At 37.2% G+C, this 26,572-nt stretch carries 29 protein-coding genes, 1 riboswitch and 1 other annotated feature (1 of these 31 running past the window's edge); of the genes, 4 read left to right on the top strand and 25 right to left on the bottom strand.

From position 1 onward, the window contains the following. Window positions 1–215: 215 nt before the first annotated feature. The 4 genes from ACB089_RS01185 to ACB089_RS01170 form a co-directional block, all read right to left on the bottom strand. Window positions 216–1,178 (bottom strand): ABC transporter substrate-binding protein, encoded by a 963-nt coding sequence (locus ACB089_RS01185; RefSeq protein ID WP_374964876.1) that lies wholly within the window; start codon window positions 1,176–1,178, stop codon window positions 216–218. A 1-nt stretch (window position 1,179) separates the two neighbouring features. Continuing rightward, a complete protein-coding gene (locus ACB089_RS01180) occupies window positions 1,180–1,722 on the bottom strand; it encodes a hypothetical protein (RefSeq protein WP_374964874.1) in 543 nt (180 codons plus the stop codon). Window positions 1,723–1,887: 165 nt separating this feature from the next. After that, a riboswitch (cobalamin riboswitch) is annotated at window positions 1,888–2,081 on the bottom strand. A 276-nt stretch (window positions 2,082–2,357) separates the two neighbouring features. Next, window positions 2,358–2,903, bottom strand: a complete 546-nt coding sequence (locus ACB089_RS01175; RefSeq protein WP_374964872.1) for a glutathione peroxidase — start codon at window positions 2,901–2,903, stop codon at window positions 2,358–2,360. A gap of 195 nt (window positions 2,904–3,098) precedes the next feature. Further along, the gene (locus ACB089_RS01170; protein WP_374964871.1) at window positions 3,099–3,647 is read right to left on the bottom strand and encodes a hypothetical protein; all 549 of its coding nucleotides are present in this window, start codon (window positions 3,645–3,647) and stop codon (window positions 3,099–3,101) included. Between the two features lie 91 nt (window positions 3,648–3,738). Here ACB089_RS01170 and ytvI point away from each other — a divergent pair, with 91 nt between their 5' ends. Then, the gene (gene ytvI, locus ACB089_RS01165) at window positions 3,739–4,797 is read left to right on the top strand and encodes a sporulation integral membrane protein YtvI (RefSeq protein ID WP_374964870.1); all 1,059 of its coding nucleotides are present in this window, start codon (window positions 3,739–3,741) and stop codon (window positions 4,795–4,797) included. A 112-nt stretch (window positions 4,798–4,909) separates the two neighbouring features. Here the strand turns inward: ytvI and ACB089_RS01160 are convergent, their stop codons facing one another. From ACB089_RS01160 to hmpA, 14 genes are all read right to left on the bottom strand, one after another. Continuing rightward, window positions 4,910–6,091: an NlpC/P60 family protein gene (locus ACB089_RS01160; RefSeq protein WP_374964868.1), complete on the bottom strand. Its 1,182-nt coding sequence runs from the start codon at window positions 6,089–6,091 to the stop codon at window positions 4,910–4,912. Window positions 6,092–6,435: 344 nt separating this feature from the next. Then, window positions 6,436–8,424 carry an ABC1 kinase family protein gene (locus ACB089_RS01155; RefSeq protein ID WP_374964866.1) on the bottom strand — a complete coding sequence of 663 codons (1,989 nt, stop codon included), beginning with the start codon at window positions 8,422–8,424 and terminating at the stop codon, window positions 6,436–6,438. A 168-nt stretch (window positions 8,425–8,592) separates the two neighbouring features. After that, window positions 8,593–9,324, bottom strand: a complete 732-nt coding sequence (locus ACB089_RS01150) for a M23 family metallopeptidase (protein WP_374967633.1) — start codon at window positions 9,322–9,324, stop codon at window positions 8,593–8,595. A gap of 407 nt (window positions 9,325–9,731) precedes the next feature. Beyond that, window positions 9,732–10,682: a c-type cytochrome gene (locus ACB089_RS01145; protein WP_374964865.1), complete on the bottom strand. Its 951-nt coding sequence runs from the start codon at window positions 10,680–10,682 to the stop codon at window positions 9,732–9,734. A gap of 233 nt (window positions 10,683–10,915) precedes the next feature. Further along, on the bottom strand, window positions 10,916–11,620 hold the full coding sequence (locus tag ACB089_RS01140; RefSeq protein WP_374964863.1) for a DsbA family protein: 705 nt from the start codon (window positions 11,618–11,620) through the stop codon (window positions 10,916–10,918). A 13-nt stretch (window positions 11,621–11,633) separates the two neighbouring features. Further along, on the bottom strand, window positions 11,634–12,410 hold the full coding sequence (locus ACB089_RS01135; protein ID WP_374964861.1) for a sulfite exporter TauE/SafE family protein: 777 nt from the start codon (window positions 12,408–12,410) through the stop codon (window positions 11,634–11,636). Between the two features lie 95 nt (window positions 12,411–12,505). Further along, window positions 12,506–12,733 carry a sulfurtransferase TusA family protein gene (locus tag ACB089_RS01130; RefSeq protein WP_374964860.1) on the bottom strand — a complete coding sequence of 76 codons (228 nt, stop codon included), beginning with the start codon at window positions 12,731–12,733 and terminating at the stop codon, window positions 12,506–12,508. 90 nt (window positions 12,734–12,823) lie between these two features. Beyond that, the gene (locus tag ACB089_RS01125) at window positions 12,824–13,951 is read right to left on the bottom strand and encodes an MBL fold metallo-hydrolase (RefSeq protein ID WP_374964858.1); all 1,128 of its coding nucleotides are present in this window, start codon (window positions 13,949–13,951) and stop codon (window positions 12,824–12,826) included. Between the two features lie 74 nt (window positions 13,952–14,025). Next, window positions 14,026–14,421: a DsrE/DsrF/DrsH-like family protein gene (locus ACB089_RS01120; RefSeq protein WP_374964856.1), complete on the bottom strand. Its 396-nt coding sequence runs from the start codon at window positions 14,419–14,421 to the stop codon at window positions 14,026–14,028. A 13-nt stretch (window positions 14,422–14,434) separates the two neighbouring features. Further along, window positions 14,435–14,989, bottom strand: a complete 555-nt coding sequence (locus ACB089_RS01115; RefSeq protein WP_374964855.1) for a sulfurtransferase TusA family protein — start codon at window positions 14,987–14,989, stop codon at window positions 14,435–14,437. 70 nt (window positions 14,990–15,059) lie between these two features. Beyond that, the gene (locus ACB089_RS01110; RefSeq protein ID WP_374964853.1) at window positions 15,060–15,356 is read right to left on the bottom strand and encodes a rhodanese-like domain-containing protein; all 297 of its coding nucleotides are present in this window, start codon (window positions 15,354–15,356) and stop codon (window positions 15,060–15,062) included. A gap of 12 nt (window positions 15,357–15,368) precedes the next feature. Then, on the bottom strand, window positions 15,369–15,710 hold the full coding sequence (locus tag ACB089_RS01105) for a rhodanese-like domain-containing protein (protein ID WP_374964851.1): 342 nt from the start codon (window positions 15,708–15,710) through the stop codon (window positions 15,369–15,371). 43 nt (window positions 15,711–15,753) lie between these two features. Beyond that, window positions 15,754–16,014: a metal-sensitive transcriptional regulator gene (locus tag ACB089_RS01100; RefSeq protein ID WP_374964849.1), complete on the bottom strand. Its 261-nt coding sequence runs from the start codon at window positions 16,012–16,014 to the stop codon at window positions 15,754–15,756. 205 nt (window positions 16,015–16,219) lie between these two features. Beyond that, the gene (gene hmpA / locus ACB089_RS01095) at window positions 16,220–17,386 is read right to left on the bottom strand and encodes an NO-inducible flavohemoprotein (RefSeq protein ID WP_374964848.1); all 1,167 of its coding nucleotides are present in this window, start codon (window positions 17,384–17,386) and stop codon (window positions 16,220–16,222) included. Window positions 17,387–17,576: 190 nt separating this feature from the next. Between hmpA and ACB089_RS01090 the strand changes: the two genes are divergently transcribed. Then, entirely contained in the window at window positions 17,577–18,014 is a 438-nt protein-coding gene (locus ACB089_RS01090) for an Rrf2 family transcriptional regulator (protein WP_068984961.1), read from the top strand. A 53-nt stretch (window positions 18,015–18,067) separates the two neighbouring features. On the opposite strand, the gene ACB089_RS01085 is transcribed toward ACB089_RS01090, so the two are convergent. The 5 genes from ACB089_RS01085 to ACB089_RS01065 all read right to left on the bottom strand — a co-directional run bounded on the left by ACB089_RS01085 (window position 18,068) and on the right by ACB089_RS01065 (window position 21,264). Further along, window positions 18,068–19,048 carry a GNAT family N-acetyltransferase gene (locus ACB089_RS01085; protein WP_374964846.1) on the bottom strand — a complete coding sequence of 327 codons (981 nt, stop codon included), beginning with the start codon at window positions 19,046–19,048 and terminating at the stop codon, window positions 18,068–18,070. Window positions 19,049–19,135: 87 nt separating this feature from the next. Then, a complete protein-coding gene (locus ACB089_RS01080) occupies window positions 19,136–19,513 on the bottom strand; it encodes a VOC family protein (RefSeq protein ID WP_374964844.1) in 378 nt (125 codons plus the stop codon). Beyond that, window positions 19,510–19,947: a DUF1801 domain-containing protein gene (locus tag ACB089_RS01075; protein WP_374964842.1), complete on the bottom strand. Its 438-nt coding sequence runs from the start codon at window positions 19,945–19,947 to the stop codon at window positions 19,510–19,512. Before ACB089_RS01075 ends, ACB089_RS01080 begins: the two co-directional genes overlap by 4 nt. A 60-nt stretch (window positions 19,948–20,007) precedes the next feature. Then, the gene (locus ACB089_RS01070) at window positions 20,008–20,664 is read right to left on the bottom strand and encodes a YdeI/OmpD-associated family protein (protein ID WP_374964840.1); all 657 of its coding nucleotides are present in this window, start codon (window positions 20,662–20,664) and stop codon (window positions 20,008–20,010) included. A 105-nt stretch (window positions 20,665–20,769) separates the two neighbouring features. After that, window positions 20,770–21,264: a DUF1648 domain-containing protein gene (locus ACB089_RS01065; protein WP_374964839.1), complete on the bottom strand. Its 495-nt coding sequence runs from the start codon at window positions 21,262–21,264 to the stop codon at window positions 20,770–20,772. 314 nt (window positions 21,265–21,578) lie between these two features. Between ACB089_RS01065 and ACB089_RS01060 the strand changes: the two genes are divergently transcribed. Then, window positions 21,579–23,273: a methyl-accepting chemotaxis protein gene (locus ACB089_RS01060; RefSeq protein ID WP_374964837.1), complete on the top strand. Its 1,695-nt coding sequence runs from the start codon at window positions 21,579–21,581 to the stop codon at window positions 23,271–23,273. 699 nt (window positions 23,274–23,972) lie between these two features. Beyond that, window positions 23,973–24,977, top strand: a complete 1,005-nt coding sequence (locus ACB089_RS01055) for a hypothetical protein (RefSeq protein ID WP_374964835.1) — start codon at window positions 23,973–23,975, stop codon at window positions 24,975–24,977. A gap of 127 nt (window positions 24,978–25,104) precedes the next feature. Here ACB089_RS01055 and ACB089_RS01050 read toward each other — a convergent pair whose 3' ends face one another. Further along, a complete protein-coding gene (locus tag ACB089_RS01050) occupies window positions 25,105–25,296 on the bottom strand; it encodes a hypothetical protein (RefSeq protein WP_374964833.1) in 192 nt (63 codons plus the stop codon). Between the two features lie 86 nt (window positions 25,297–25,382). After that, on the bottom strand, window positions 25,383–26,132 hold the full coding sequence (locus ACB089_RS01045) for an HAD-IIB family hydrolase (RefSeq protein WP_374964832.1): 750 nt from the start codon (window positions 26,130–26,132) through the stop codon (window positions 25,383–25,385). 291 nt (window positions 26,133–26,423) lie between these two features. After that, window positions 26,424–26,572 (top strand) — a binding site (T-box leader); it runs 90 nt beyond the window's last position.

Raw genomic sequence — 26,572 nt, 5'->3', positions numbered from 1 at the left:
TATATTCTATATAACAATTCGCTATAATACCAATTTTCGCACTAGGAAATGTCATCAGCTAATCTCAAGCTGAGTGATGTAAGGCTATATCCGAGCACTTCTTCATCGAAGCGGAGCACTTTACCTCCCCAACCGAGCAACTATCATTAGATTCACCCAACATCAAAAAAGCTGCCCTTGATAAAGGACAGCTCTAAAATACTTTTCAATATAGATTATTTAAATAACTCAGGATATGCTGCTTTTGCTACCAGCTCAACAGCTTCACCAATACGTGGACCTGGACGGTTTGAAATATCAGTATCTATATAATAAACCGCTTTGTTTTGAATGGCTGTGATTGAATTCCATCCATCACGTGCAAGAATTTCTCCCACTGAGTTTTCTACATATCCTACTGTTGTTAAAATGACTTCTGGATTTTTCGCAATGACATCTTCCTCAGATACCTTTGCCCAGCTTTGAACGTCAGCAAATACATTTTTCACATTTGCAGCATTTAAAATCTCTTGTTGGAATGTACCAGAACCAGCTGTATAGATGTCTGGCTTTGGACCAATTTCTAAGTAAATATTTTTTGGTTCTTTTACATCTTTGACTTTTGCCTGGACTTCCGCAATTTTAGCTTTAATATCTTCATTTAACTTTTCGCCTTTATCTTCAATTCCCATGACAGATGCAATTTGTTGGATATCCCCGTAAACATCATCAAATGAAGCAGCCGATTGGATGGCAAAAACTTTAATTCCTGCATCTTCAAGAGTTTTTAGCGCATTTAAGTTTTCATCATCACCACCAGTTGTATAGGAAATAACAACATCTGGCTTTAACGCTAAAATACGCTCACTATTGAAAGTTGTAGCAGTAGAGACGCGCTCAATTTTTTGCGCTTCTTCTGGATACGTATCATACTCTGTTGCACCAACGATTTTATCGCCAACGCCTAGAGCAAATAAAATTTCTGTATTACTTGGTTGTAATGAAACAATAGTTTTAGGTACTGCATCAAACGCTACTTCTACACCACGATCATCCGTAACTTTATAGCTTGTGCTCTCAGTTTGTTGCTCGTCCTTAGAAACAGTGTCTTTGTTAGCATTCTCTTTTGTGCCGCAGCCTACTAATACGAGTGCTAACATTAATACAGAAAGCCATTGTAGATTAAACAATTTCTTCATTTCATTGATTCTCCTTTTTCTTTTTCATTGGGTATGACTTACTAATAAACGGTATTTCAGCAATACCAGCGCGCTGATTCATATAGACAGCCATAACAAAAAATATATTGGCTAGTAATCCTAAAAAATCAAATAGAATAGCTGGTACTTCCCGTTCCTCAGAAACTTTGTGTAAAATACGGAATGATTTTTTCGCCTCACTACGACATACATGTAATGCAGCAGCAGCCTCTGTTCCTTGCGGTAATACAAAATTCTGAATCTCATCTTTCACATGACTAACATAAAAATCATAACGATCACTAAGCCACGCTAAATCATCTTCAGTTACTGCTAATTTCCCTCGGACGGAGCCATTTACATGGTAAGCCATTGGCAAAAAAGTTAATAAATCATCTGCCACTACCCTTACTGTCTCTTTATTTACTGCTACTAAAGCGACACCCATATGTGTTGTAAGACTATCTGTTCGAATTTCAAAATCTACTGTTGATGCCTTTTCACGCATAAATGGATAGCAAGAATAACGTGCATCTTTTTTCAAATCTAGTCCCCGCTTTCCTTCGTGAAAAATTCTTACTAAAAGTGAGTATACATAAAAAAACGTCGACCCTACTCCTAAGGGACGACGAAAATAGCATAAATAGTGTCGCATAGACACGACAAAGCCTATGTATTTGCCGCATATCCTCCTAGCTTCCGAAGAGTATCTATACGTTCAAATAAAGGTTGGTCTCCTGGCTTGTACATCCAATCATGTCATGAGTCATAAAAACCTTCCCATCCGATATTTCGACAGTGGTATATCTTTTATGATTCCTGTACTTACAGTTGCGGAAACAGCTTCGGTCTTTCACCGAATTCCCAATTATGCTTGTTAACACCTTTATTTTGCAAGAATAATTCACTTGTAAAGCAGTTTAACACATATTGATAGGAAAAAATAGCTTTGAAATGCACGGAAAACACATGAATACGAACAATAGTAAACCTATTTCTACATAGCTATACAAAATGATTCTCTAATCTAAATTCAAGAGATTTAAAGTTATGGCTCTTCAACTTGACTGCACATTCTGCGGGGGAACGCTCTCTGCAAACGTATCCTCCCTCCACACTAGGTGCTTTCATCAGCATACATCTTTAATCAAGAACAGATTCTAGTATTGATTCAAAGTTTTATAAAATTTTTTCAATAGCTTGCTCAACATCTAGCTGTGAATCTGTCGGTTCAAAGCGGGCAACTGTCTTACCATTTATATCTATTAAAAATTTCGTAAAGTTCCAGCGAATATTACGACCGTCTAAAAAACTAGGCGCAATTTGAATAATTGCTTCCGCTAACATTTTTTCCTGCATACTTGCCTTGCCAAATTCGCGATAATCTATCTCGTGCTTTAAATAATTGAATAATGGGTGTGTCGCATCTCCATTTACCTGCACCAGTTCAAAAATTGGGAATGTTACACCATAGTTGATTTTACAAAGGTGTGTAGTTTGTTCGCCATCCTCAGGATTTTGATTATCGAATTGATCACAAGGAAAACCTAAAACGACAAAATTATCCTTCCCATATTTATCATACATTTTTTGCAAGTCTTCAAATTGATATGTAAAACGGCACTTGTTTGCTGTATTAACGATTAACAGCGTTTTTCCTCGATAAGTTTCCATTGATAATATCTCACCGTTTGGCTTCTTGACTAAATAATTATAAATGCTCATTGTTTAACTCCTTTTATTTTTTCCTATTTGTCAGGTGTGGTGATGGGCCTTAAAAATAGGCATACGTTAGCACAAAAAATCCTATGATCGGTCAATAATAAACCTATATTTTCCTACTCAGCACGCCTGATATATTATAAACTATTTCTCTATTAGCGAAAGAATTTTCACAAAACAAATAGCCATTCCACGTCTTTAATGGATGGCTTTCATATATTTCTTTTTGTATTTAACATCTTTTTCTTCCGCAATTAAACGCTCCGCAATTTTTAGTAGCTTCGGGTCTTTCGTTTCATCAAATAGCTTTTTAAAAGATACAATAATATCATAGCGCATTAATGCCGGTTGTTTTTCGTCTAAGCATGTTTGAAATCTTTTTGCCAAATATGAAACGACTAAATCTCTTTGTACTTTCCCCGCTAAACCTATTTTCCAAATTGCCTGCAAAGTATGTCTCGCCGTTTCTGTTTTTTCATCATAGGTCACTGCCCAAATCTTTAAGAAATCCTCTAATACTCTCTCTTCTGGATCACTTTTTGCTGCCAATGCGCATAAAATTTGTGCCGCGCTTGCACGAACATGCCCATTTTTGTATGTAAGAGCCTGAACAAGTTGTTCCCAAACTGCATATGTCCAATCAACTGGTTCCTGCATTATTTTCATCAATTCTTCGTAAGATTCATATTGAATATCGCTGTCACGTTCTGTTAAATTACTAAAAAGTTGCATAATCTTTTTTTCCATGATTCATCCCTACCTTTATTGTTTCAGACCGTAATAATATTTTTATGTTTTATGGTACACTAAACTTACTTTGCGCAAAGAAGGTGAGTTTATGAATAAAATTAATTCTAGGAAACTGATTTTTAGAATGATTATGATTATTACTTTAATTGTAGCTGCATATTTTATTATCCCAGTTTCCGTTCCCGTTATATTAGCTGGTGTTACTGCATTTTTTTTAGAGCCAATTGTTATGTTCTTTAAACGGAGATGGAAAATGTCTCGAAAAATTGCAGTTGCGTTTATTTATATAGTGAGCGTTATTTTCATTACCATTATTTGCTATTTTACTATTACACAACTTATGTCGCAAATAATTTCAATTTCAAAGCAAGCTCCCTATTATATTTCAAAACTATCAGAAATGTGGCTTAGTATGCAAGAAAACATTTCTAAATACACAGAAGACTTCCCTCCTGAAGTAAGTGCCTCGCTTCAAAATACAACAATGGATTTCATAAAGAAAATCGAAGAATCTTTTTTAAACTTTTTTAATTATACTAAAGTTACAGCCTTCTTTGCTGAAATCCCAAGCCTATTTATCAGTCTTCTCGTTTATACGATTGCTCTATTTTTATTTATGCTAGATTTACCCAAGTTAAAACAGATCACCTATAAATATTTAAAGCCTAGCACTGCAAATAAATTGAAAATCGTCGCGAATCGTTTAAAGGATGCTATTTTCGGCTATATGAAGGCACATTTACTCGTTAGCTTTATTATTGGGGGCGTCACACTTATTGGGCTATTACTAATCCAACCAAAATACGCAATAACGATGACAATTATTATATGGCTAATTGATATTATTCCTTTCCTCGGTTCTATTATTATTTTGGCACCATGGGGGCTTTATCACCTGTTAGTAGGAAATATATCTATAGCTGTAAAATTATTCATCCTAGCTGCTATTTTACTCATTATTCGTCGAGTAGTCGAGCCTAAATTAATGGGTCACCATATCGGTTTATCAACTTTACCTACATTAATTGCCATGTTTATTGGTCTTCAGTTATTTGGTGTGATCGGTTTACTCGCAGGACCTTTTGTCATTATTTTCTTTATTGCATTAAAAGAAACAGGTATTATCAAGCTGAATTTTAAAATATAGCATTTTATATAAACATCAATTCAATTATCCCCCAAACAAAAAAAGTCATCTTTGTATTTTTCTTTACAAAGATGACTTTTTTGTCATTTCAAACGTCTATATAATGTAAGGCTTATTGAACACGACCGAAGCCTACTAAATATTGGTTCCACCAGTCAAGTGACTCAACGACAACACCCTTATTTTGAGCGTCAATCATCGTGTTGTTACCTAAGTAAATACCAACATGCGCTACACCTGAACCATAGCTGAAGAATACTAAGTCACCTACACGGGCTTCACTTGCTGAAATACGTTGTGTTGCTGAATATTGTTGTGATGCTGTACGCGGTAAAGATACACCTGCTTGCTTGTAAGACCATTGTACAAGACCTGAGCAGTCAAATCCTGTCGATGGGTTATTGCCGCCCCAAACATAGCTAGTGCCTAGGAATTGCTTCGCAGTGGAAATAGCATCACCTGAAGATGCAGTCCCTGCGCCAGACCCAACAACGACTTTTTGTGAATTACCTTTTTTACCATCGCTATTATTGTTTTCATTGTTACTATTGCTATTATCGTTACCATTGCCGTTTGTTGCTTGTACAACTGGAGTAACTGCTTGAAGTGCACGTAAACGAGCTGCTTCTTCCTCTGCTTTTTTACGTTCTTCTTCTAAACGTTCTTCTTCTTGTTTCGTTGCAATTTCTGCCTTTAATGCAAGAGATTTCGCTTCGTTTTCAGCTTTTTTTACTTCCATTTCGCTTTCCTTTTGTTGAAGCTCTTGGAATTGCTTTTGAAGCTCTTTTTGTTTTTCATCTAATGTTGCTTTTTGTGTCTCTAAGTTAGCCTTATCTGCTTCTTGTTGATCTACTAATTCTTGGTCAGCATCCATTAATGTTTTTACCGCTACGACACGGTCCATTAAATCTGCAAAGCTTTTTGATTCAAGAACAACGTTTAAGTAAACACCCACAGTGTCATCTTGCGCTTGATACGCAGCCATACGCTCACTTAAAATTTTTGAACGTTGCTCAATACGCTTTTTAGTTTCTGTAATATCTGCATCAACGTCTTTAATATCTGTTTGTACTTTGTTAAATACTTTTACTTTTTCATCGATCTCTTTTTGTAAATTTGTTAATTCTTCTTGTAGCTTTTTAACTTCTGTATCTATTTTAGCTTTCTTATCAATCATTTGTTGAGATGTTTCTTCTGCGTGCACTTCTGTCGGTTGAACTGTGTTAAATAATAAGCCACCAGCTAGCGCTAATGCTAGCACCATCGACTTACGCCATTTATTGCGCTTACCCACGTTACTTCTTTCCCTTCATTAGTCAATTTCGCTCTTGGAGTTTTAATGTAATCAATTGAACGATTTATTTTGTCATTTCTTATATTTATATTAGCCTTTTAAAGTTTAGCATTATCAGCACAACTTTTATACTATTTCACACCTATTTAATCGTTTAGTAAAACTCGAAATATATTTGTAACATTCGTGTAAAATATAAAATATTCTACAAAATACCGTTTCTTTCTACAAAATATCACTTTCAGCTACTTTCCTATTAGATTCACTCACTAATTTGTAATGTTTTTGTAATATTTCTCGACAACGTTTTGAACATAAAAAAGGTAAGGGAACATCTCCCCTACCTATTGCTTCATAGAACGTAACGCTTGAATAGAAAGCCGAACTAACAGAATAGCACACAAAAATAAACCTATATATGCAGCTGTATTTAAGTAAACGGCGTATGAATCATGAATAAATTGTGAGATTGCTAAAAGTGCTACAGAAATAATGCCAAAGGTAATACCAACGAGAAGCAAGACCAAACGGGAAAACAGATTTGTAATAAAACGAGCATTATGCTCATCCGAAAAAACATCGTGATGTAAAATAATTTTTCCGCTCTCTACTCGTTGAATAAGCTGATCAACTCGTCTTGGCATTTTACGTAATGTCGGAATAAGCATTGATAGTTCTTCTTGCAAGCGTTCCTTTGTTGCCATCGGTTCTTTAAATGGCTTTAGGAGAGATGCCCGCATATACGTAGATGAAAAATCTTTCGCTTCCATAAAAATATCAAAACGCGAATCAATTACCCGTAACGTCCCATCTAATGTTACTAATGATCGTAGCGCTAAACCTACTGCGGGATAGAAAGCAAGACCGAAATCACGGACAACCGTAAATAACGCATGTATTAATTCTTCTGTTGGAATTCGATCCACGTAAGAAATTTTCAACAAAATTTGATCAATGGCTTGCTCCATCTTAGCACGCTCTGCATGATCAGCATTTTCAACCAATAGTGTTAGGCCATCATATAAAATATTTGAATCATTTAGCTGAATCCCCATTAAAAATAGCTTTAAGCCCTCTTGTTGTGTAGCCCCCAAACGACCAACAGCCCCAAAATCAAGGAGGATTGGTGTACCATCCTTCTCATCAATATGAATATTTCCCGGATGTGGATCTGCATGAAATATACCCGAAAAAAGCATCTGCTCAAAGAAGGAATATAAAACAGTACGCGCAAACTGCCTACGATCAATTTCTAAACTATTAAATACAGCCGCACCATCTGCAACACTTTTCCCCCGTACGTATTCCATGACAATAATATTTTCATTACAATATGCTGTATAGATTTTAGGAATACGCACCTTATAATCGCTTTTAGCAAGGGCATTAGTCACTTGCAATGTATTCCGAACCTCAATATCTAAATGAATTTCCTCGCGTAATCCATCTGCAAATCCTCTAGCAAGTTCTCGAAAGCCCAGCGATTCAGCCCATGTAGACTTGCTTGTTAGCCAATTAGAAAATTCCTCCAAAATCTCAAGGTCGTCTCGCATGATCCCCTTTATTTCTGGTCGCAGTAGCTTCACCACGACTTCATCATAATTCTTTAATCGCGCCTTATGTACTTGTCCAATAGACGCTGCCGCAATAGGCTCCATTTGAAAACTTGCAAATATCTCATTCACCGGCTTAGGAAGAGAACCTTCTAAAATTTGAGTTACCTGCTCTGACGGTAAAGGCTTCACACGATGCTGCAGCCTCTCCAATTCGTCAATAAAGATGGGTGAAAACAGTTCCTTACGTGTAGAAAGCACCTGACCAAATTTAATAAATATCCCACCGCATTGCTCCAAAGTAGCCCTTAAAGCAATCGCAAGCTCTTTTTCATTTTCTCGTTGTCTTGCGTATTTAATCGTTTGCACAACACCATTTGTCACAGCTATTTTTAACACCTGTCGTAAGCGCTTTTGTTGTCGCCAGTAGCTACGAAGGCGCAACAATAAATTTCTTTGGTCATTACGACGTTCTCCAGCTGTAATACCACTTGGGTCAAAAAGCTCAAAAACAAGGTAGAGCAGCATAGAAATTAGCAGCATGCTACCAAGCCAAATAAGTGTACTGACCTCTGTCACCGTTTGCATCACTGTTTCAGATAAAAAATCTGTATGGCGCAAATAAGAATACCAGTAGACAAAGGACGTCAGCGTCACACTAATAACTACAGAAAGAACCCTACGAACAAAATTGATATTTGAGCCAATTAATCGACCACTTACAAAATAAATAATCCCTGATACGGCAATGATTTGGATTAAAAATTTCAAAAAAATCAACAGCGTCACCTCCGATGCTACTTCCTAATACTGCTAGTATAACAAATTACGATCTGTACTTCTTTTAATATAAAACGAATCCATTTTGAAAAAAGATCTCTCAAAATGGATTCTGTATTTTAAATATCTGTTTTTACAAAAGATTAATCACTCTTGTTACTTACTGTGTCATTCATCAGTTTGCGGCTTTATAATTGCATCTTTTTTCGGCATTAAATCACCATCTATATCTTCAAAAAATAGAGGCAGTCCTTCTGCTAAGACAGGGTGAATAACTTTAGTCGGATCTTGTCTTTGATGATGGATATGTAAATGAGGTTCTGAGGATGAACCACTATTCCCAACACGTCCAATAACATCCCCTGGCTCTACAGTATCTCCCACTTCAACGGTGACGCTATCTTTTTTCAAATGATTAAGTAAAAGATAAGTGCCTGTTTCTTTTATCTTTATGTACACATAATTTCCTTCTATCGACGTAAAATCTTCTGTCCCTGGTGTAATGTCAGCTTCATCATTTGAAACAGCAACAACAATTCCAGAAACTGGCGCATTAATTTCTTTATTCCATATTCCGTAATCCTCATTGCTATCACTGTTAATGTTATAAGGCTCCATTACTAAATCATAGGCCCATCTCTCTGATGCCCATACTGCATGTGGTAAATTATCTTTAACATGATTACCGCCCCACCCAACAACAGTTTCTTCAGTTAAAGGCCAACCTACAGTTATAGATGGTTGAGTACGTTCAATAGTGTTCGGATAAGCACAAAGAATAATATTCATAGTCATTAAAATTGGAAAGATGAATATGATGTTTATCACTATATTCATAAACAACTTAACACTTCTTTGCTTTTTAACAATTAATATGATTAACATGACAAAATTAATCATCAATCCTATAGCTCCTACTACTGGTAAAATCAATTTAAGTATTGTCCATGAATATACACCGAATATATCACCAATAAAAAATGCACTGATCCATAATAATAAAATAAGCGCTATTAACACACCATTTGTATAACCATACTTCCGCAACAGTTTTTTTAAAATAAACTCGTTCCTCCCTATGTCAAAAATCCACAATCATCATTACTGAATATAGCAATTTAAGGATAAAGTGCCCATACGACCTGAGATGTAAATTTAGAAGGCTATAATAAAAAAATACCTTTAAACAAAAATTGTCTAAAGGTAAAAGGCATTGAACGTTTTATAATTTTCTCGAATTTGTTACGTAATTTATCTCATCGTTTACTAAATAGCTTGTAAGAAATTCTGTCAATTCACAGCATCCTTTAGTTTGTTGAAAGGACCTTCTCCCAATCTATTGTGCCATTTTTAACTTGTTCCCGTTTTTCTTTATTCATAATATCATTTGGACGTCCACCGTTTGGCCAATCTTTATCATGATTAGCCCATTCAGGTCGATCCTGCGATAAAATATAGGCTGCTAAATCAGCGGCATCTTGATCTGTCAAAGTTCCAGCTGCTCCGATTGGCATATTGGTTTTAATGTAGCCAGCCATTTTTGACATACGTGCCATACCCGCTCCATCATTAAATGAATTTTCACCCCATAATGCCGGACCTGTATTAGCACCAGTACCAGAACCATCAACTGCGTGGCAAGTAATACAAGACTGGGCATATAACTCTTCACCGTTCGTTACGTCCGGTATAGGAACGTTTTTCATAGTACTTGTACCTGCCCATTCACGCTCCGCTCCAATTGGTACACCTTCTGAAATATAGGTGAAGTATGAGACCATAGCTTCTAACTCTTCGCTGTTCATGTCAAATTTTTTACCGTTCATACTACGAACCATACAACCATTAATACGCTCTTCAATCGTTACAACATCTCCTGATCGTGCAATATATTGCGGATAATTCGCTGTAACCCCAACTAATGACGCAGCTTGCTCATCAATGCCTGCTCCTGCATGACAGCTTGTGCAAGACAATTGATTCCCAACATATTCATCTGCAGCAACATGTGTATTATTGACAAGCTCATAGCCATTTAATATCGTTTCTTTCATAGGTCCATCTGGTACTTCTTCAATACTCGGCGGTGCATAGACAGCTGACTGAGCAGCTGCTGTTGTTGGTATTTTTGTCTGTTCTGCGGCTTCTTTGCTTTCTCCGTTAGCATCACCTAAAATTTTATCACTAATGACTGCCCCGACAAAAAGTGTACCTGCTAATAATACTGTCCCCGCTACTCCTGCTACTATAGGTTTCATCTACAATACCCCCCTTTGTATAATCACCTATATTTTAGCAAAACAGCATATTTTTCGATGTGATTTTCCTCACACCTCGCGCAAATAGAACCATTCAGATGATAAAAATGGATAAATTTTGTAGTAATTATTGTTATATAACACAATAAACACAACTTAATACCTGTTGCAGTATGTATAATTTCCTCCAAAAATGCCGAGCACAGCATTGTACCCGGCATTTTAGAATTCCTTTATAATTTACATTCACCATCAGCACAAGTAGCTTCACCGCCGCCTACCATCTTTAATACCGGCCGAATACCCGCTATCTCTGCCGCTTGATGCAAAGTTCGTACGAAAACCTCATTCGGCTCCGCCCCTTTAATTCCGTAACGATTTTCAAAAACAAAGAACGGTACACTTTGTACACCTAGCTGTCGGGCATCATATCGATCCTTATCTAAATCTTCACTGAAGTCCTTTGATGAAAGAACACTCTTCGCTATTTCAACATCTAAGTCTAAATCTTTTATGACTGTTAATAAAAATGTATCCTCATTTAATTCTTTTCCTTCTGTAAAATAGCCACTCATAAGCGCTTCTGTATAAGCTCCCTCTTTGTCAAACCGCTTTGTCCACTTTGCCAATCGATGAGCTTTTTCAGTATGCGCTGTTTTCATATTTTGAAATTCGTAATGTAATCCAACCTCTTCAGCACGCTTTGCTATACCCTCAGTTAGTTCCTTTACTTCTTCTAAAGTTGAATCATATTTTACAGCCATACTCTCATATAAAGTTGGCGCATTTTGCTTAGGCGTATCTAAACCAATTTGATATGCTTTGTATTCAATTTCTACTTGCCCTGTATAACCTGCTATGTCAATAGCACGTTCTAATTCTCGTTTGCCAATGTAGCAAAACGGACATGTAAAATCCGAGAAAACCTCAATTTTCATCTACTACAACCCCCTACAATATATCCATCCAAATTTTAATGGCCGTTGCTAAAATAAGCACCGCTAAACTGCCTTGTAAAACTTTTGTATTTAATTTTTTCCCTGCTTTTGCACCTAATGGGGCTGCTATTAAGCTAGCTACAATCATAATCAATGCAGGATAGTAATCAACTTGACCCGTCATCAATTTTCCAATTGTCCCACCTATTGAGGATATAAAGGTAATAGCAAGGCTTGTAGCGATTGTCATACGTGTTGGTATCCCTAATATCACTAGCATTATAGGTACTAACAAGAAGCCACCAGCTGCCCCAACAATCCCCGACCCAATACCAACAATAAACGCTAATATGGCTGCTATTGGCTTATTGAACGTTACTTCATCCAACGGCTTGTCGTCAATTTGCTTCTTAGGAATAAACATCATCACCGCGGCAATCAATGCCAACACACCATAAACGACGTTAACCCCCGCTTCTGATAAAAATTTGGAGCCATAACTACCAACGAAGCTTCCTACTAATATGGCACTACCCATATAAATAATCAGTGATTTATTTAAATAGCCACCTTTTCTATATGCCCATACCCCAGCAATAGAAGCAAAAAATACTTCTACTGCACTAATACCTGATACCTCATGTGCCGAAAATGCGGCAAAACCAAATAAAGGCGGGATATATAATAACATTGGATATTTTATAATCGCCCCGCCAATCCCTAGCATTCCCGATACATATGAACTCACAAAGCCAATCAAAAATAGTGTAACGACCCATGCTAAATCCATCTTTTTTCCTTCTTTCTAGCCACTCATCCCTACCAATATCAAATGAAAGGAGGGTTGTTCTAAACTTCAAACCGAAGAGACAACCCTCACTAGCCTCAAGCTTTTTGAATAAAGAATGTAATGACACCAGCTTCTTCACATTTATCTAAAATTGCATGACCGCCGGCTTTTGCCCAAGCAGGGATATCCGCCAAAGATCCCTTATCCGTTACTTGAACCTCTAAAATTTCACCTGCGGCCAATGTATCGATAGCTTTTTTTGTTTTCACTATAGGCATTGGACAAGATAAGCCCTTTGCATCTAATTGTAAGTTTGATTTCATATTTTTCTCCTTTGGAACAGCAAAGGTTGTAAACCATTTTGCCGGTTCTAATTGTTTTCACACGACTTTACAAAAATAGGATATAACATACTATCGAACTGCACAGCGATTCGGACCAATTTCCATCTCTGTTTGCTCATCTTGCGCTGGGGTCAGCTTCCCCATATTTACTTGGCGAATTTCTTGATAGGCATTTGGCTGCGGAGGCAAATGATCTGTCACAATGCTACGGAAATTAACTGCATCTTCAATATTTAAACCGTGATTTTCTGCAAATAATTGCCCAAGACGTTTTGCAACAGTCCCATCCCCATTTAATTCATCAATAATCATAAAATGAGCTGGTAAAACAATCAGTTCATCCGATAATTCTCTATATCGCTTGTAAAGTGTTTCGCGCAAATCACCCACCCAATCTTCAGCAAGACCCGCTAAATCAGGGCGTCCAATTGAATCAATAAATAAAATATCTCCGGTTAATAAATACTTGTTGTCCACAACGAATGACGTTGAACCAATTGTATGACCAGGTGAATAAATCGCTCCTACATCAATTTGGGATGCGCCAATTTGGACAGTTGTTCCATTAATTAAAGGTGCATAGTCAAACACAACCTCTTCCGCATCTTTTGGCGGTAAATAATACGTTGCACCCGTTGCAGCTGCGATATGGCGTCCACCAGATATATGATCCGCATGCAAATGTGTATCAAATACATATTTAATTTTTACGTTTTTATCATCTGCAAAGCTTATAAATGCGTCTGTAAAACGCACAGCATCGATAATAGCCGCTTCGCCACCAGAGATGACCATATAAGAAAGACAGCCCTTCCCTAAACGAACAAATTGATAAAGCTCACCACCACCTGTTAAATCCCCCACTTTAATCGGTTCTAAATATTCACTCCACGTTTTCATTCCACCTGCTAAATAAGCAACTGTACGTCCTGCTTCTGATAGCATCTCAGCTACCATCATCGATGATCCTTCTTTCGCACAAACAACTAACACATCTTTATCCGCTGGAATCTTCGGTAAAATATCCTCGACACCATCTAAAAGCTCAAAATACGGAATATTAAGATACTCAAATTTACGCCCATCAATTTTCCAATCTTCGAATGCATCTGCATTTCGAACATCTATAATAAATAACTCTTCATTGTTAATTACTTTTTCCGCCACTTGGGCTGCACTCCATTTTAGAACCGACACTTCGCTTACCCCCTACAGTATTATTCTGTTGATTTTTTTAGCGGGTGTTTGGATACCCGCTAAAAGAAGTTAAATTAGAATGTTAATGATGGTGCTGCATCTTTAGCAAACTCTAAGAATGTCACTGCTCCCCCAACTTCGATACCATCAATAAAATCATCTGTCGTTAAACCCATTACATCTATCGTCATTTGACACGCAATAAATTTCACGCCTAATTCCTGTGCCATTTCCACTAATTGCGGAATTGCTGGTACATTGGCTTTCGCAAAGCCCTCTGCATAATGCTCCGCTCCCGCAGGCATCGGCAATGCATACATCCCTTGTTTATGAATTAAATTTAACCCTTCGAAAGTAAAGAAGATAGCTACTTCTTTCTCAGTAGCCGCCGCTGCCGTTGCGATATTGAACACCTTATACGCATCGAAAAGACCACCGTTACTTGCAATTATCGCCACTTTATTTGACATAATAAAATTCCTCCTACATGTTTTTTATTAAAATGCCCTTCCAGGATGTCATACCTGGCAGAACGTTATATACCTTCGCAAAGCCATGTGCCGAGAGCCTTTGTGCAGCTAAATCACTGCGCTTCCCAGTTCGACAAATAATATAAATCTCTCGCTCTTTATCTAGCTCAGAAAGGCGTGCCTCCAGCTCCCCCATCGGTATAGACTTTGCTCCCTCAATATGACCAAAAGCAAACTCTACCTCCTCACGCACATCAAGAATTAACCCTCCTCTTTTCGTGACTTGCTCTAAATCAATTGTGTGTTCAAACGTTTTTTCATCCAACATGTCATTTGAACATTTACGAATGTAATGCTTAAGCACATTTTCATCTTCCAATGTCCCAATATAATGGTGACCCACAGTTTCAGCCCATGCGGCAAGATCCGCCTTTGAACCTTTATCTGTTGCTAACACCTCTAGAATTTGACCATCCACTAACTCAGCCATCGCCTTCTTTGTTTTAACAATCGGCATCGGACAAGAAAAACCTTTAGCATCCAGCTGAAAATCTACCTTAATACTCATAACTTCGCCCCTTCATACCTACACGGGTATTGTTTTTGCTAAAAAAATATAGCAAACGCTACAGATTCCCTTACTTTACTTCACCTTCCCAAGCGAGCATACCACCTACCATATTAGATACATCAAAACCTTGGCTTTCTAAAAATCGAGTAGCATTACCACTACGACCACCAGATCGACAGACTATAACATATGGTTCATTTTTATTCAGCTCATGCATCCGAAATTCAAGTAAGCCTAGTGGAATATGAATGATACCCGGAATATGTTCTGACTCCACTTCGTCTAATTCACGTACGTCAATTAAATTTAATGCCTGACCTTGCTCTATATCTTGTTGTACTTCCTTTGCTGAAATCTCTTTCATACTATTCTCCTCCTAATATGCACTCATGCCACCACGGACATTTGTTACACGCTCAAAACCTTGTTTTTTCAATCGCTTACATGCCTGACTACTACGCATGCCACTTTGGCAGATAACAATGATCTCTTTATCCTTTGGTAATTTGTCAAAGCTAGAACCGAGCGGAATATTTTTGAATTGCGGGATATTTCGCCCCTTATATTCAGTTGGTGTACGTACATCGATAAAAACTTTATCCTTGTCATTCAGTATATTTTTCAATTGTGCCGCTGAAATTGTCTTTACCCCTTTCGTTGGCTTCATTCGCCACACGAAGAACGCTATTACAACAGCAAGTATCAACCATGTTTCCAAGTAGTATCGCCTCCTCCCCTATACTATTTAGGGTATATAAAATTTATCTACTTTTCACGACTAGATCCATTGCTTCCCGGATGACTTCATTCATTTTTTCAGCATCCCCTTCAGCTGTCGTTACACAATCCAATAAATTTTCACTAACAATAACTCCGATAGTCCGATCAACCGCAGAACGCACGGCAGATAGCTGTGTAATCACATCTTTACAGTTTTTTTCTTCTTCCATCATGCGTAAGACACCACGCAGTTGACCTTCTATACGCTTCACTCGATTAGCTGTTTTTGTACCGTAAGCCATACCGTTCACGCCCCCTTTCAAAACGATTGATTGCACTCGCTTACGAGATTTATAATATACCCCAATAGGTATATTGTCAACGTGAAAGCTTCGACTTTTTGAAGCGCACGATCTGAAGAGTTCTTGTTCTATCCGTCGCTCAACATCCCCAACAAAAAAAATCCCTGCCATGAGCCGTTACTCATAACAGGGAAATCCATCATTATTATTTTGCTAGTTGCATTGCCGGACCAAAGAATTCATAATGAATTTTTTCGTCTTTCACGCCAATTTCATGTAACTTTTTAATAACTGCTTCCATAAAACCAACAGGTCCACAAACGTAAACATCTGTATTATTGGCTACTTTTTCAGCTAATAATTCTGTTGTGATCAGTTTATCTTCATCTGAATATAACGCTGTATAAGTTGCATTTGGCAGTGCATTTACTTTCCCTTGAATATCATCACTAAATGCCACTACTTTTTCATTGCGTGCACATTGGATAAAGTTCACTTCATTAGCCGCATCATCTTTCAATGATTGCAACATACTGTTTAATGGTGTTACACCGATACCGCCGCTAACAAATGTAATTGGAGCAGCAGTTTCTTCTAAAACAAATAGCCCTGCTGGAGCACTTACATCTACTAAATCTCCAACTTGTAATACGTCGTGAATAAAGTTTGATACTTTACCATTTGGTGTATGATCGCTTTCACGCTTCACTGAAATGCGATAGCCCTCTTTTGCACTCGCTTGTGAAAGCGTATATTGACGATTCATTAAATATTCTTCGCCTGGTACTTTCACACGGATACTGATATATTGACCAGGCTCATAAGTTGGTAGAGGGGAACCATCTTCATTTTCAAAGTAAATAGATGTGACAAGATCACTTTCTACTACTTTTTTCGCCACTTTCAACGGTTTAAATAAGCGCCATCCGCCATTACCCTCAGCTTTTTGATAGAGCTCTTCTTCTACTTGAATGAAGATATCCGCAATGACACCATATGCTTCAGCCCAAGCATTAATAATGTCATCTGTTGCCGCATCACCTAGCACTTCTTTAATCGCTTTTAGTAAGTTTTCTCCTACTATTGGATAGTGCTCAGGTAAGATACCTAGACTACGGTGTTTATGGGCAATTAACATAACCGCTGGTAAAATAGCTTCTAAATTTTCAATATGAACTGCAGCAGCATAAACTGTGTTTGCTAACGCTGTTTGCTGACGACCTTGTTCTTGGTTTGTATGGTTAAAAATATTTAATAATTCTGGATGAGCTTGAAACATATTTTTGTAAAACGTCTTCGTAATCTCCACTCCGTGAACTTCTAATACAGGAACTGTCGCTTTAATAATTTGTACTGTTTCTTGTTTTAACATATCGCATACCATCCTTTCGTGATTACAATATAACGCTATCAATCCTTTAAAGCAATATATAAAATACATCTTTAACAAAATGGACATAATTAATGTATTTTAAATACATCTTTAAAAAAGTATTGAATTTATTATACTTCAATGTAAAAATGCTATAATTATTTTGAACTATAGAAAGTAGGGTGTTCTTATGCGCTTAACTTTATACACAGATTATTCTCTTCGAACACTCATATATTTGGGTGCGAAGGATGAAGGCCAATTATCAACGATCCAAGAAATTTCGGATGCTTATAATATATCGAAAAACCACTTAATGAAGGTGACACACCAACTTGGGTTATTAGGCTATATTGAAACGATTCGTGGGCGCGGTGGCGGTATACGTCTAGCAATTGATCCAACAACTATCACAATTGGTGAAATAGTACGTCATACAGAAGAGGATTTTCATCTTGTCGAATGCTTTGATAAAGAAAATAATTTATGTAAAATTGCTCCAGAATGTCAGCTGAAGGGCGTATTATACGAAGCACTACAGGCCTATTTAGCCGTCCTGGATCGCTATACACTTGATGATTTTTTACATTCGAAAGAAAAGTTGATGGCACTGTTGCTTGGCGAATAAAAATACCCGCACAACTCAAAGTTGGACGGGTATTTCTTTATGTCTATATTACTTTACAATGCCTTTGAAAAGAAAATCATATCTAGTGCACGAATTCCATTTTCATAGATTGGCTCTGGGTAATTACTGAAAAAATCTTTTTCAATTGCTTCCATACGAAAACCAGCTTTTTGATAGAAGGCAATATTATCAATACTAGAATTTGCAGTTCCAACTTTTATCGTTTTATATCCCTGAGATCGACAAACTGTTGTTATTTGTCGCAGTGCTTCCTTCCCAAGCCCTTTACCTTGATACTTCGGTACAATCGCAATATTTTTTAACTCAACTGTCGTATCAGACTGTTCAAGAAGTAACGCTACACCCGCTAACTGCTCGCCACATTTAATCTCATATAATTCACCATCATTTAAATATTCTCGAACAGCGACTTCACTTTCATCAGCTAATAATAATTGTGGTAAATAGTCTCCTCTTTCGCTTTCAACTTTCTCTATACTTGTGCGATATCGGACAAAATCTTTACGTTCAAAAACATTTAAAACACATGGCTGCTTTTCTTTAACCTCTAACCATGAATGCTCCTCAGGAAAATCATTTTCTACTCCTAATCGAATAAAAGGCAACTTCTCCTGTGCCTTTTGCGAGCGAATATTGACCATTCTAGCGCCTGCAAAAACACGCTCTAGCCCTAACTCAAAAAATGCTATATCTAAAATGGCCATTTTTGATTGAAGATTGTAGCCTTTTCCCCAAAATTCATAGCCAAGCCATGAACCAATATGACAGCTCTTTTTATTGTGATCAATAAACATTAACGCCGTCACACCAATAAGTTGTCCTTCTTCATCTAAAACAACACGAGGGACTGTCTTGCCATCCTCTTCGTCCACACATTCACGTTTAATAAAGTTAATCGTATCTTCAACTTTGCCAACAGGTAACCCTAGTGCATCTCGAACCTGTGGCATGGAAGACAACGCATGCATTGCTTCAGCATATTTTATATCGTGTCTTACTAAAGTTACTGTCATATTCTATTCTCCTTTTACCATAATTTTGCCTTATTGCATCGGATTTTTTGTATCATCCTCTACCGGCATATGAAGTTATTATTCAGTTCAATTATACGTTAGCTGCCAGGACACACCGAAGCGATCCTGCACCCAGGCAAATTGCTTAGAAAATCCATAATTATCAAGTGGCATTAACGCCTGTCCACCTTCTAAAATTTGAGCAACCAGACTGCCGATTTCCTTCGCAGACTCACATTCCACATAAATAGATGTTGACGGCGTAAATGTAAAGTTATGCTTTATCGCACTATCATTGACCATAATTTTCAAACCTTTTAAATGAAGAACAGCCATCGCAACCTGTTGTGAGTTTTCCATATAAGTTAAGCTTTCTACCTGTAAATCGGAAAACCACTGTTGATACTGCTGAATAGCTTCATCAGCTTGTCCCTGAAACATTAAAAATGTAGTGGCACTTTTCATTTATTAATCTCTCCCTCGTATTTTGAAATCCATTGTGCTGGTGTCATTTTTGAAACAAGCTCTCCGATTAATTCATACGGAATAGTTTTAGTGCTTGTAAAACGAATACAGCTTTTCCCCATATTGAGCTTTGTCGGTACTCGTTTCATATATTCCCCTTGGAACCAGGAGAGCAACGCTGGATCTGAATAAATGCCCATATGATATACTGCAATATGGCGTTTTTGTGCAGCTAGGCTTATAAAGGGGAGAGATGTATTTGGCGTGCAATGATAACCTTTCGGATACGTTGATAAAGGGACAACGTAGCTAATCATGTCATAATTCATACTTTCTTCAAAACCTTCTGGTAAGTTACTTTCGACCACATCCACAAGCTTGGCAAACCCCTCGCGCCATTTTTCATCCACTTGTTCAATATATGTGTTTTTCATATTCTGCCCTCTCTTCAACATAGTATTAGCGCTACCTGATCCTAAAGATCCATTCGTCATTTACGCCTTACCCTCGGCTTTTGCCTTACGATACAATTCCTTTGTTTTGTAGCCTAATCTTATAATTTCACGCATTTCTCCCAAGCGTGCTACCTGCGTTTCTTCCTTTTTCGCACTATAAATATAACGAGCCCAGTCCTTTTGATAGCCTGGTGTTAATCCATCGTAAAATACTAAATCATCTGGATGTTCTGCAAGTGAATTACGCAATGGAGGAATCATGCTTTCATAGTCACTTACGCACTGACTACTGGCTGTTTTTTTCTTACCTCGCCCCTTGCCATCTTTCTTGATGCTCAATATAGAGAACGTCTCATCTAACGACATAAGACTTGCAAATTTATAATCACTGCCTACAATATATTTTTCATCGTCCACTTGAATAGCCGGGAAAATCTCATCCCGATGGATAAACTGTTCATATTTCTTATTTCCCTTTTTCGGATAAACAAAAAATAAATATCCCTGTTCTGTGAGCGTGTTTAACTTTAATGCGTTTTGTAAATACGTTACCATTTCGTCAATATTAAACACAAAAGCAATAATACGATCATATGGCATTTCCCCTGATTGAGAAATCCCCTCTAGTATCAAATCCTGTGGCTGATGATGAATTGCAATGGATAATCCATCCTTAAGTTTAAATTTCTTTTGCATAGCTTTGGCCCTCTTCTAATTTTCCTCTTGGTTTTGATAGTATAGCTGATTTAGTGAAATTTTCGTACCAAAAAACGCTCGAACATTTTCTCGAGCGTTTGAGATTTACTTTATTTTTATAGTGGCCACTATCCCTTTAATAATCGGAATAGCTGTTCCAATCAGCACTATCGGTAGGAACCACCACCCTAGAGACTCTGCCTCTCCTAGAGAAATATGCACCATTTGGAATGATAAAGCTGCAAATAAAATTAGGCAGAAGTTTTTTACTTCGTTTAATATTTTTCGGCTATTCAAATAAAATGCCTCTACATTTCTTTCGTTTAAGCGTGCTGGGTAATTATGCATATGCGGGGCTTTTTCGAGTAAACCCAGGAAAATCCATAGAAAAATCCCGATAAACGGAAGTATGAATAATTCCATTTTTGAGCCCCAACGATCAACTTCTCCTGCACCATTAAAATGACCTGGAATCTCTTCGGGTAAATTGCCCCACATGACAAAAATATAAAAAATGGATAGCACAAATAACCCGCCACCAATACAGTCCCATATCTTTTCATATTTTGTTTTTGGTAATTTCAAAATAGGTCTATACATCTTCCCACACCCTCGCTTACTTCTTTATTCATTCTACGTTGCTATCGCTCATCAAGTTTCAAATTTACGAAAATTGTCATAATTAAGAATGTTACATCAGTAATTATCCGCTTCCTCTAACAGTAAAACAGCCATTTATTCTGCTTTTTTTATCATTCTAGCTACAACTTACTTCCTTTTTTGGTTCTATCGATTAATGTAAAAATACTCATAATACTTTGTAAAATTCATATAATCTGATATAAATGGTATATATACATATTTCACTTTTTTGTAACATTTCTACTAAATTACTGAGAAAGGGAACTACAACTATGCGATTTACAATCTATAAGAAATTAATACTCGCTTTTTTTATTGTTATTTTAGTGTTAGTCGGCACAATCGGATTAAATATCAAACAACTTAATTCCGTAAACGAGACGTATCGTGTGTTACTCGAAGAACAAACAACTAAATCTCTTAGTATTCAAGAGCTACAAGTGATTGCTAAACAAGAAATTGTAAGCATGAGAGGTTATCTATTACTTGGGGATAAACACAATCTTCAAAGTAATACAGAGTCACGTGAAGAATTTAAAAAGAAATATGATGAATTAATGGCATCGTTCGATTCTAAAAAATCTATTGAATTATTAGAGGCTATCAATAAAAGTGAGCAGGATGTCCAACGGTTCGCAGATCGCATGTTTTCATTAAGGGCTGCCGGAGAAACAGAGAAATACGAAAAACTGGATAGCACACAAGGCCGCCTGATTATTAAACAATTCGACGAACGCGTAGAAAACCTTGCCGACTATCAGGAGGAGTATATAGAAGGGAAAATCGCTGCTACATCAAAAGAGATAGAAGCTATTAAATTCCAAATGATTATTCTTGGCGTGTTTGCTGTTGTCCTTAGTCTGATCATTGCTATTGTCATAGGAAGATTTATTTCCCGCCCTATTAAAGGTATGGCAAAGACCGCTAAAAAGATTGCTGAGGGCGATTTATCAGCTGAACAAATTCACATAAAAAATCGAGATGAAGTGGGCGATTTAGCGCTTGCCTTTAATCAAATGGCGCTAAATTTAAAGGATCTTATTACAAATGTACGTCATAACACCGTGCAGGTAAGTGGCTCTGCTGCTGAGTTAACCGCAAGTGCCGAGCAAACAATCCAAGCAACAGAACAAATTACTTCCTCCATACAAGAAGTTGCAAGTGGCTCCGAAGCTCAAGGCAAAAATGCTACTGAGAGCTCAGAGGCTATGAGAAATATGACAAAAGGCATTCAACAATTAGCTACAACCACAGCTGCCGTTTCTGAACTGGCTATAGAAACAAATACAGAAGCTAACAAAGGGAATGAATCACTACACCGTGTAATTGCACAGATGGACACAATTAATTCAGCAGTTTTAGAATCTGCTAGCGTTGTGAAAAATTTAGGAAATCATTCCGTTGAAATCGGAAATATTATTGGCCTCATTACGGATATCGCGGAGCAAACAAATTTACTAGCACTGAATGCTGCAATTGAAGCGGCTCGCGCAGGGGAGCACGGTCGTGGCTTTGCTGTAGTTGCCGAAGAAGTAAAGAAATTAGCGGATCAATCCAAGCAATCTGCTGAACAAATTGCCGGTCTGATTTCAGAAATACAACGAGAGACAAATCGTGCAGTTACCGTAATGGATAATGGAACACAAGAGGTTCAAATAGGTATGCAAGTTGTAAACGTAGCTGAAGAAGGCTTTTCAAAAATCGTTGACCTGATCGCACAAGTATCCAATCAAATCCAAGAGGCAACGACAGTTTCTGAAGAAATGTCATCAAGTGCTGAGCAAATTTATGCATCCTTCGATGAAATTGCAATCATTGCACAAACGTCTTCTTCAAATCTACAAAATGTAGCTTCTGCTTCTGAAGAACAACTAGCAACTATTGAAGAAGTTGCCGCTTCTGCTGCTACATTATCAAACATGGCCGAAGAATTACAAACACAGGTTTCACGTTTTAAGGTGGAGTAAAAATGATAAGAGTAGGTGCAACTCCCCTTCAGCAATGATTAACATTAACGGCCTTAACTTAGATTTATTAACGAAATAATAGCATGAATTTCAAAACAGTTAAAATCAATTTTTTCAGGTATTCAAGCATAATTTGATAATTCAAATGAACCCTAAGAAACTTGATTAATCTATCTTTTTTTCTCTAAAAAGGGAGAGGTATTAAATATGATACCTCTCCCTTCTATTTTAACGTGACGCTTCATGTTAAAAACCGAGTACTCGGTATATAAACACTGCAAAATATGCGGGTGTTAAATCTTCCATTGGTCTAAAATTGCCATTCTCATCGCCTAAAGCAATGTTATGGTCCTCTAGAGTTGCAATATATCAACTCGCCCAGTGCGATGGATCGCCCTCCTTGAACGTACCACGTACCATTGCCCCCTGGCGTTAAATCAAATGTAAGCACCAACAACTCTTTGGACGGTATATCACTCTTCCTCCTTGGGTCCACCCGGAAGGAAGCCTACTTATTCTCCGTACTTACCAGCATAAAAACCTAAGACTTAAAATACTCATTATTATTGTGACAACTGAACATCTAAACATTCTCCTTCGACACTCAAGTAATGATGAGCATACAGGATTGGATGTTTATCGTGAATAAAATATAAGGATTAGCTAAAATCAAAATCTAACTTTAGGAGATGCATAATAATGAGATATAAAGCAGTAGAAAATTGCCCTACTCAATCACCTCATAATTGCTCTAATCAACCACAGCATCATTGCTCTAATCACCCACAGCATGGTTTTCATGTGCCCCAAGAATGTTTTGTTGACACCCATACAACTGCTGGTAATATTACTTTGCTCGTTGGTGATCCAGAACGAACTATATTTGAAGATCATACATGTAATCACAATAAAACGCTTTTAGAATTGGCTTCTTTAGGTACAGGGCCAGATGGTCAGTCTATTCCACCCATTCAAATAACAATTCGAACAAGAGGATGCGATCGACCTATTAGGGATGTCATACTTCCCGAAGGTACAAAGGTATTTCAAGTAGAAGATTTTGAAAGCCTAGTTGTGCAAAATATTGGTACTGAAGGACCAGCCTCATTTGCATTTAGCATAGATAAAACATTCTGTATTTGTTGTGTAGATGATAATAAAACGTTTTATTCTTATGACCAGAGATTGAATTCGGGTAGTAATCATAATCAAAAAGGCAAATGCTTTATTGCGAAACACAACTTTAATGTTAATTTTTTTGGTAGTAGTACTCAGACCATTTTTGAAGATTTTACTTGTAACCACAATAAAACATTATTAAGTTTTTTGGTGAATCAACCCGTTTCTGTAACAATTAGGAAAAGAGGATGCCATATCCCACTTATCCTTAAACTTGATCCCGGAGTGCGTAGCGTTCAAGTGGAAGATTTACAAAGTGTGAGTGTATCACGTACTGGTGATCTTCTTGGTGATCCTTCACCTGCACTAATTTTAAGAGGACAAAAAACGTTCTGCATTTGTTGCAGTGGTGAAGATAATGACCAGAAATATGACCTTTGTTGTGGTAAATGCAATTTTTGTGATAGTAAGGAAAAATGTGTTTGCTCTTGTAATTGTTCAAAATGTCGCCAAAAAAAATGCTGTTGTCCGAAGACTAACTTCATACCGGCACCTGGCCATCTGGATCTCCTGGAATACAATTAATTACTGAGAAAGTTACTAAATCTTTTTTCAGTAAACTTATAAGCAACTATTTCATAAAAAAACTCCCAAATTGTATTAACAAATACGGTTTGGGAGGAATTTTGAATATAGTATATTCAATTATTTATTAAAACTTTGCTTGCCTCAATTTCTCGGCACCTTCCGCTTCAATAAGATCCTTAAGATCCGTTAACACTACTTCAAATTCAGTATGTTTTCCTAGCAAAAATGTCATTTCATACTCGATCGGTAACCATATTTCACTGGTAGGTTCGTTGTGCTGAATTTGTACTTCAAGTGTATCTAAAGCATTTGCCACTTTAACCTCATATGTATCTTTTATGCTCAAATCAGCATGGCCAATAACTGCTCGGGTAGTACTAAAATATAATCAGGTAAAGCCTCTTATTTGTACTTTTCACTCAACGCATCTAGCATGTCAATTACTGCCGTCTCGTCACTTGATACTTGTAAGGACGCAAGCTCACGCACTTTATGCTCACCTACACAAACACTTTCTTTGGCCTTTACAAACATAGATGCATCATTCGCATCATTACCAAACGCGATAAAATCACCTTCAGCTATACCTAATTTCGTTAAACCATTCCATTTATCTATGCCATTTGGGCTCATATCTACAATATTTTCGGATGTATGTTCATACAACGAGATTGGTAGTTTTTTTAGTGCTACTAATATTTCATTCAGATGCTCTCCCGGAAATAATACAATTTTCACTATATCCTTAAGGTCCTGTAACGCTACTTTTTTTGCAAGCTTTAGTGGATCTAAATTTTGATAAATTGGATGTGCCTCACTACCTGTATACGCATAATCCCAATCACCGTCTACTAAATACGGCAGCTGAAATGCTGAAACAATGTTTTGAATCTCTTCTACTATTTCTGCCTCAAATGCTGTTACCTCAAGTGTTTTTCCATTTCGTGCTACAAATGCGCCATTTCCCCCTACCATTGAAAATTTTCGCATTGTTTCCGGTAATACAGGTAATAAATCACGAATTGGGCGAGCTGATGCAAAGATAATTTCATGCCCATTCTCTATACAAGCTTTTAGAGCATTAGTAATTCCCTTACTTAATGGTTGACCCTTAAAGCAAATCGTACCGTCTAAATCAAATACAAATTTCATAGTCTTCTCCACTTTCTAAACATATAATTATGCCTTTTATTATCGCATAGAAAATGCTATTCATGATAAAAATTGGTTCATTATTTATCTGCGCGAAAGCAAAGCGACAGCTATAAAGCGCCCAGTTGGAACGGAAATCAACCACACGTTATATTAACAAATTTCACTTTATTTCAAATGACTGTGCCCTTGAAACTAATTATCAAGCTTGTATAAGACAGAAAAGAAATAATTTTTAGAATATTATTGACAAAGGGACAATATCAAAGTATCATTGCTTTCAACAACACATTGTAGGCCAAGATTGGAAATAGTAGAAATGGTAAGTGTACTTCTAGAGAGTCGGTGGTTGGTGGAAACCGATAGGCACACATTTTGAACTCGTCCATGAGCTACTCCCTGAACCTTGAGTAAGGGATGTCGGTTTCCTCCGTTAACGG

Source organism: Lysinibacillus sp. RS10, assembly GCF_041956855.1.
In the GTDB taxonomy this organism is placed as follows: domain Bacteria; phylum Bacillota; class Bacilli; order Bacillales_A; family Planococcaceae; genus Lysinibacillus; species Lysinibacillus xylanilyticus_A.
Note: the sequence above shows the minus strand (reverse complement) of the source record. Positions and strands in the feature narration are given on the sequence as shown.

Bases quoted from the DNA above. Each gene is read 5' to 3' on its own strand.
- ACB089_RS01185 (WP_374964876.1), bottom strand. From the start codon at position 1,178: ATGAAGAAATTGTTTAATCTACAATGGCTTTCTGTATTAATGTTAGCA.
- ACB089_RS01175 (WP_374964872.1), bottom strand. From the start codon at position 2,903: ATGAGCATTTATAATTATTTAGTCAAGAAGCCAAACGGTGAGATATTA.
- ACB089_RS01170 (WP_374964871.1), bottom strand. From the start codon at position 3,647: ATGGAAAAAAAGATTATGCAACTTTTTAGTAATTTAACAGAACGTGAC.
- ytvI (WP_374964870.1), top strand. From the start codon at position 3,739: ATGAATAAAATTAATTCTAGGAAACTGATTTTTAGAATGATTATGATT.
- ACB089_RS01150 (WP_374967633.1), bottom strand. From the start codon at position 9,324: ATGATTAATTTTGTCATGTTAATCATATTAATTGTTAAAAAGCAAAGA.
- ACB089_RS01145 (WP_374964865.1), bottom strand. From the start codon at position 10,682: ATGAAACCTATAGTAGCAGGAGTAGCGGGGACAGTATTATTAGCAGGT.
- ACB089_RS01140 (WP_374964863.1), bottom strand. From the start codon at position 11,620: ATGAAAATTGAGGTTTTCTCGGATTTTACATGTCCGTTTTGCTACATT.
- ACB089_RS01135 (WP_374964861.1), bottom strand. From the start codon at position 12,410: ATGGATTTAGCATGGGTCGTTACACTATTTTTGATTGGCTTTGTGAGT.
- ACB089_RS01130 (WP_374964860.1), bottom strand. From the start codon at position 12,733: ATGAAATCAAACTTACAATTAGATGCAAAGGGCTTATCTTGTCCAATG.
- ACB089_RS01120 (WP_374964856.1), bottom strand. From the start codon at position 14,421: ATGTCAAATAAAGTGGCGATAATTGCAAGTAACGGTGGTCTTTTCGAT.
- ACB089_RS01115 (WP_374964855.1), bottom strand. From the start codon at position 14,989: ATGAGTATTAAGGTAGATTTTCAGCTGGATGCTAAAGGTTTTTCTTGT.
- ACB089_RS01110 (WP_374964853.1), bottom strand. From the start codon at position 15,356: ATGAAAGAGATTTCAGCAAAGGAAGTACAACAAGATATAGAGCAAGGT.
- ACB089_RS01100 (WP_374964849.1), bottom strand. From the start codon at position 16,014: ATGGCTTACGGTACAAAAACAGCTAATCGAGTGAAGCGTATAGAAGGT.
- hmpA (WP_374964848.1), bottom strand. From the start codon at position 17,386: ATGTTAAAACAAGAAACAGTACAAATTATTAAAGCGACAGTTCCTGTA.
- ACB089_RS01090 (WP_068984961.1), top strand. From the start codon at position 17,577: ATGCGCTTAACTTTATACACAGATTATTCTCTTCGAACACTCATATAT.
- ACB089_RS01085 (WP_374964846.1), bottom strand. From the start codon at position 19,048: ATGACAGTAACTTTAGTAAGACACGATATAAAATATGCTGAAGCAATG.
- ACB089_RS01080 (WP_374964844.1), bottom strand. From the start codon at position 19,513: ATGAAAAGTGCCACTACATTTTTAATGTTTCAGGGACAAGCTGATGAA.
- ACB089_RS01075 (WP_374964842.1), bottom strand. From the start codon at position 19,947: ATGAAAAACACATATATTGAACAAGTGGATGAAAAATGGCGCGAGGGG.
- ACB089_RS01070 (WP_374964840.1), bottom strand. From the start codon at position 20,664: ATGCAAAAGAAATTTAAACTTAAGGATGGATTATCCATTGCAATTCAT.
- ACB089_RS01065 (WP_374964839.1), bottom strand. From the start codon at position 21,264: ATGTATAGACCTATTTTGAAATTACCAAAAACAAAATATGAAAAGATA.
- ACB089_RS01060 (WP_374964837.1), top strand. From the start codon at position 21,579: ATGCGATTTACAATCTATAAGAAATTAATACTCGCTTTTTTTATTGTT.
- ACB089_RS01055 (WP_374964835.1), top strand. From the start codon at position 23,973: ATGAGATATAAAGCAGTAGAAAATTGCCCTACTCAATCACCTCATAAT.
- ACB089_RS01045 (WP_374964832.1), bottom strand. From the start codon at position 26,132: ATGAAATTTGTATTTGATTTAGACGGTACGATTTGCTTTAAGGGTCAA.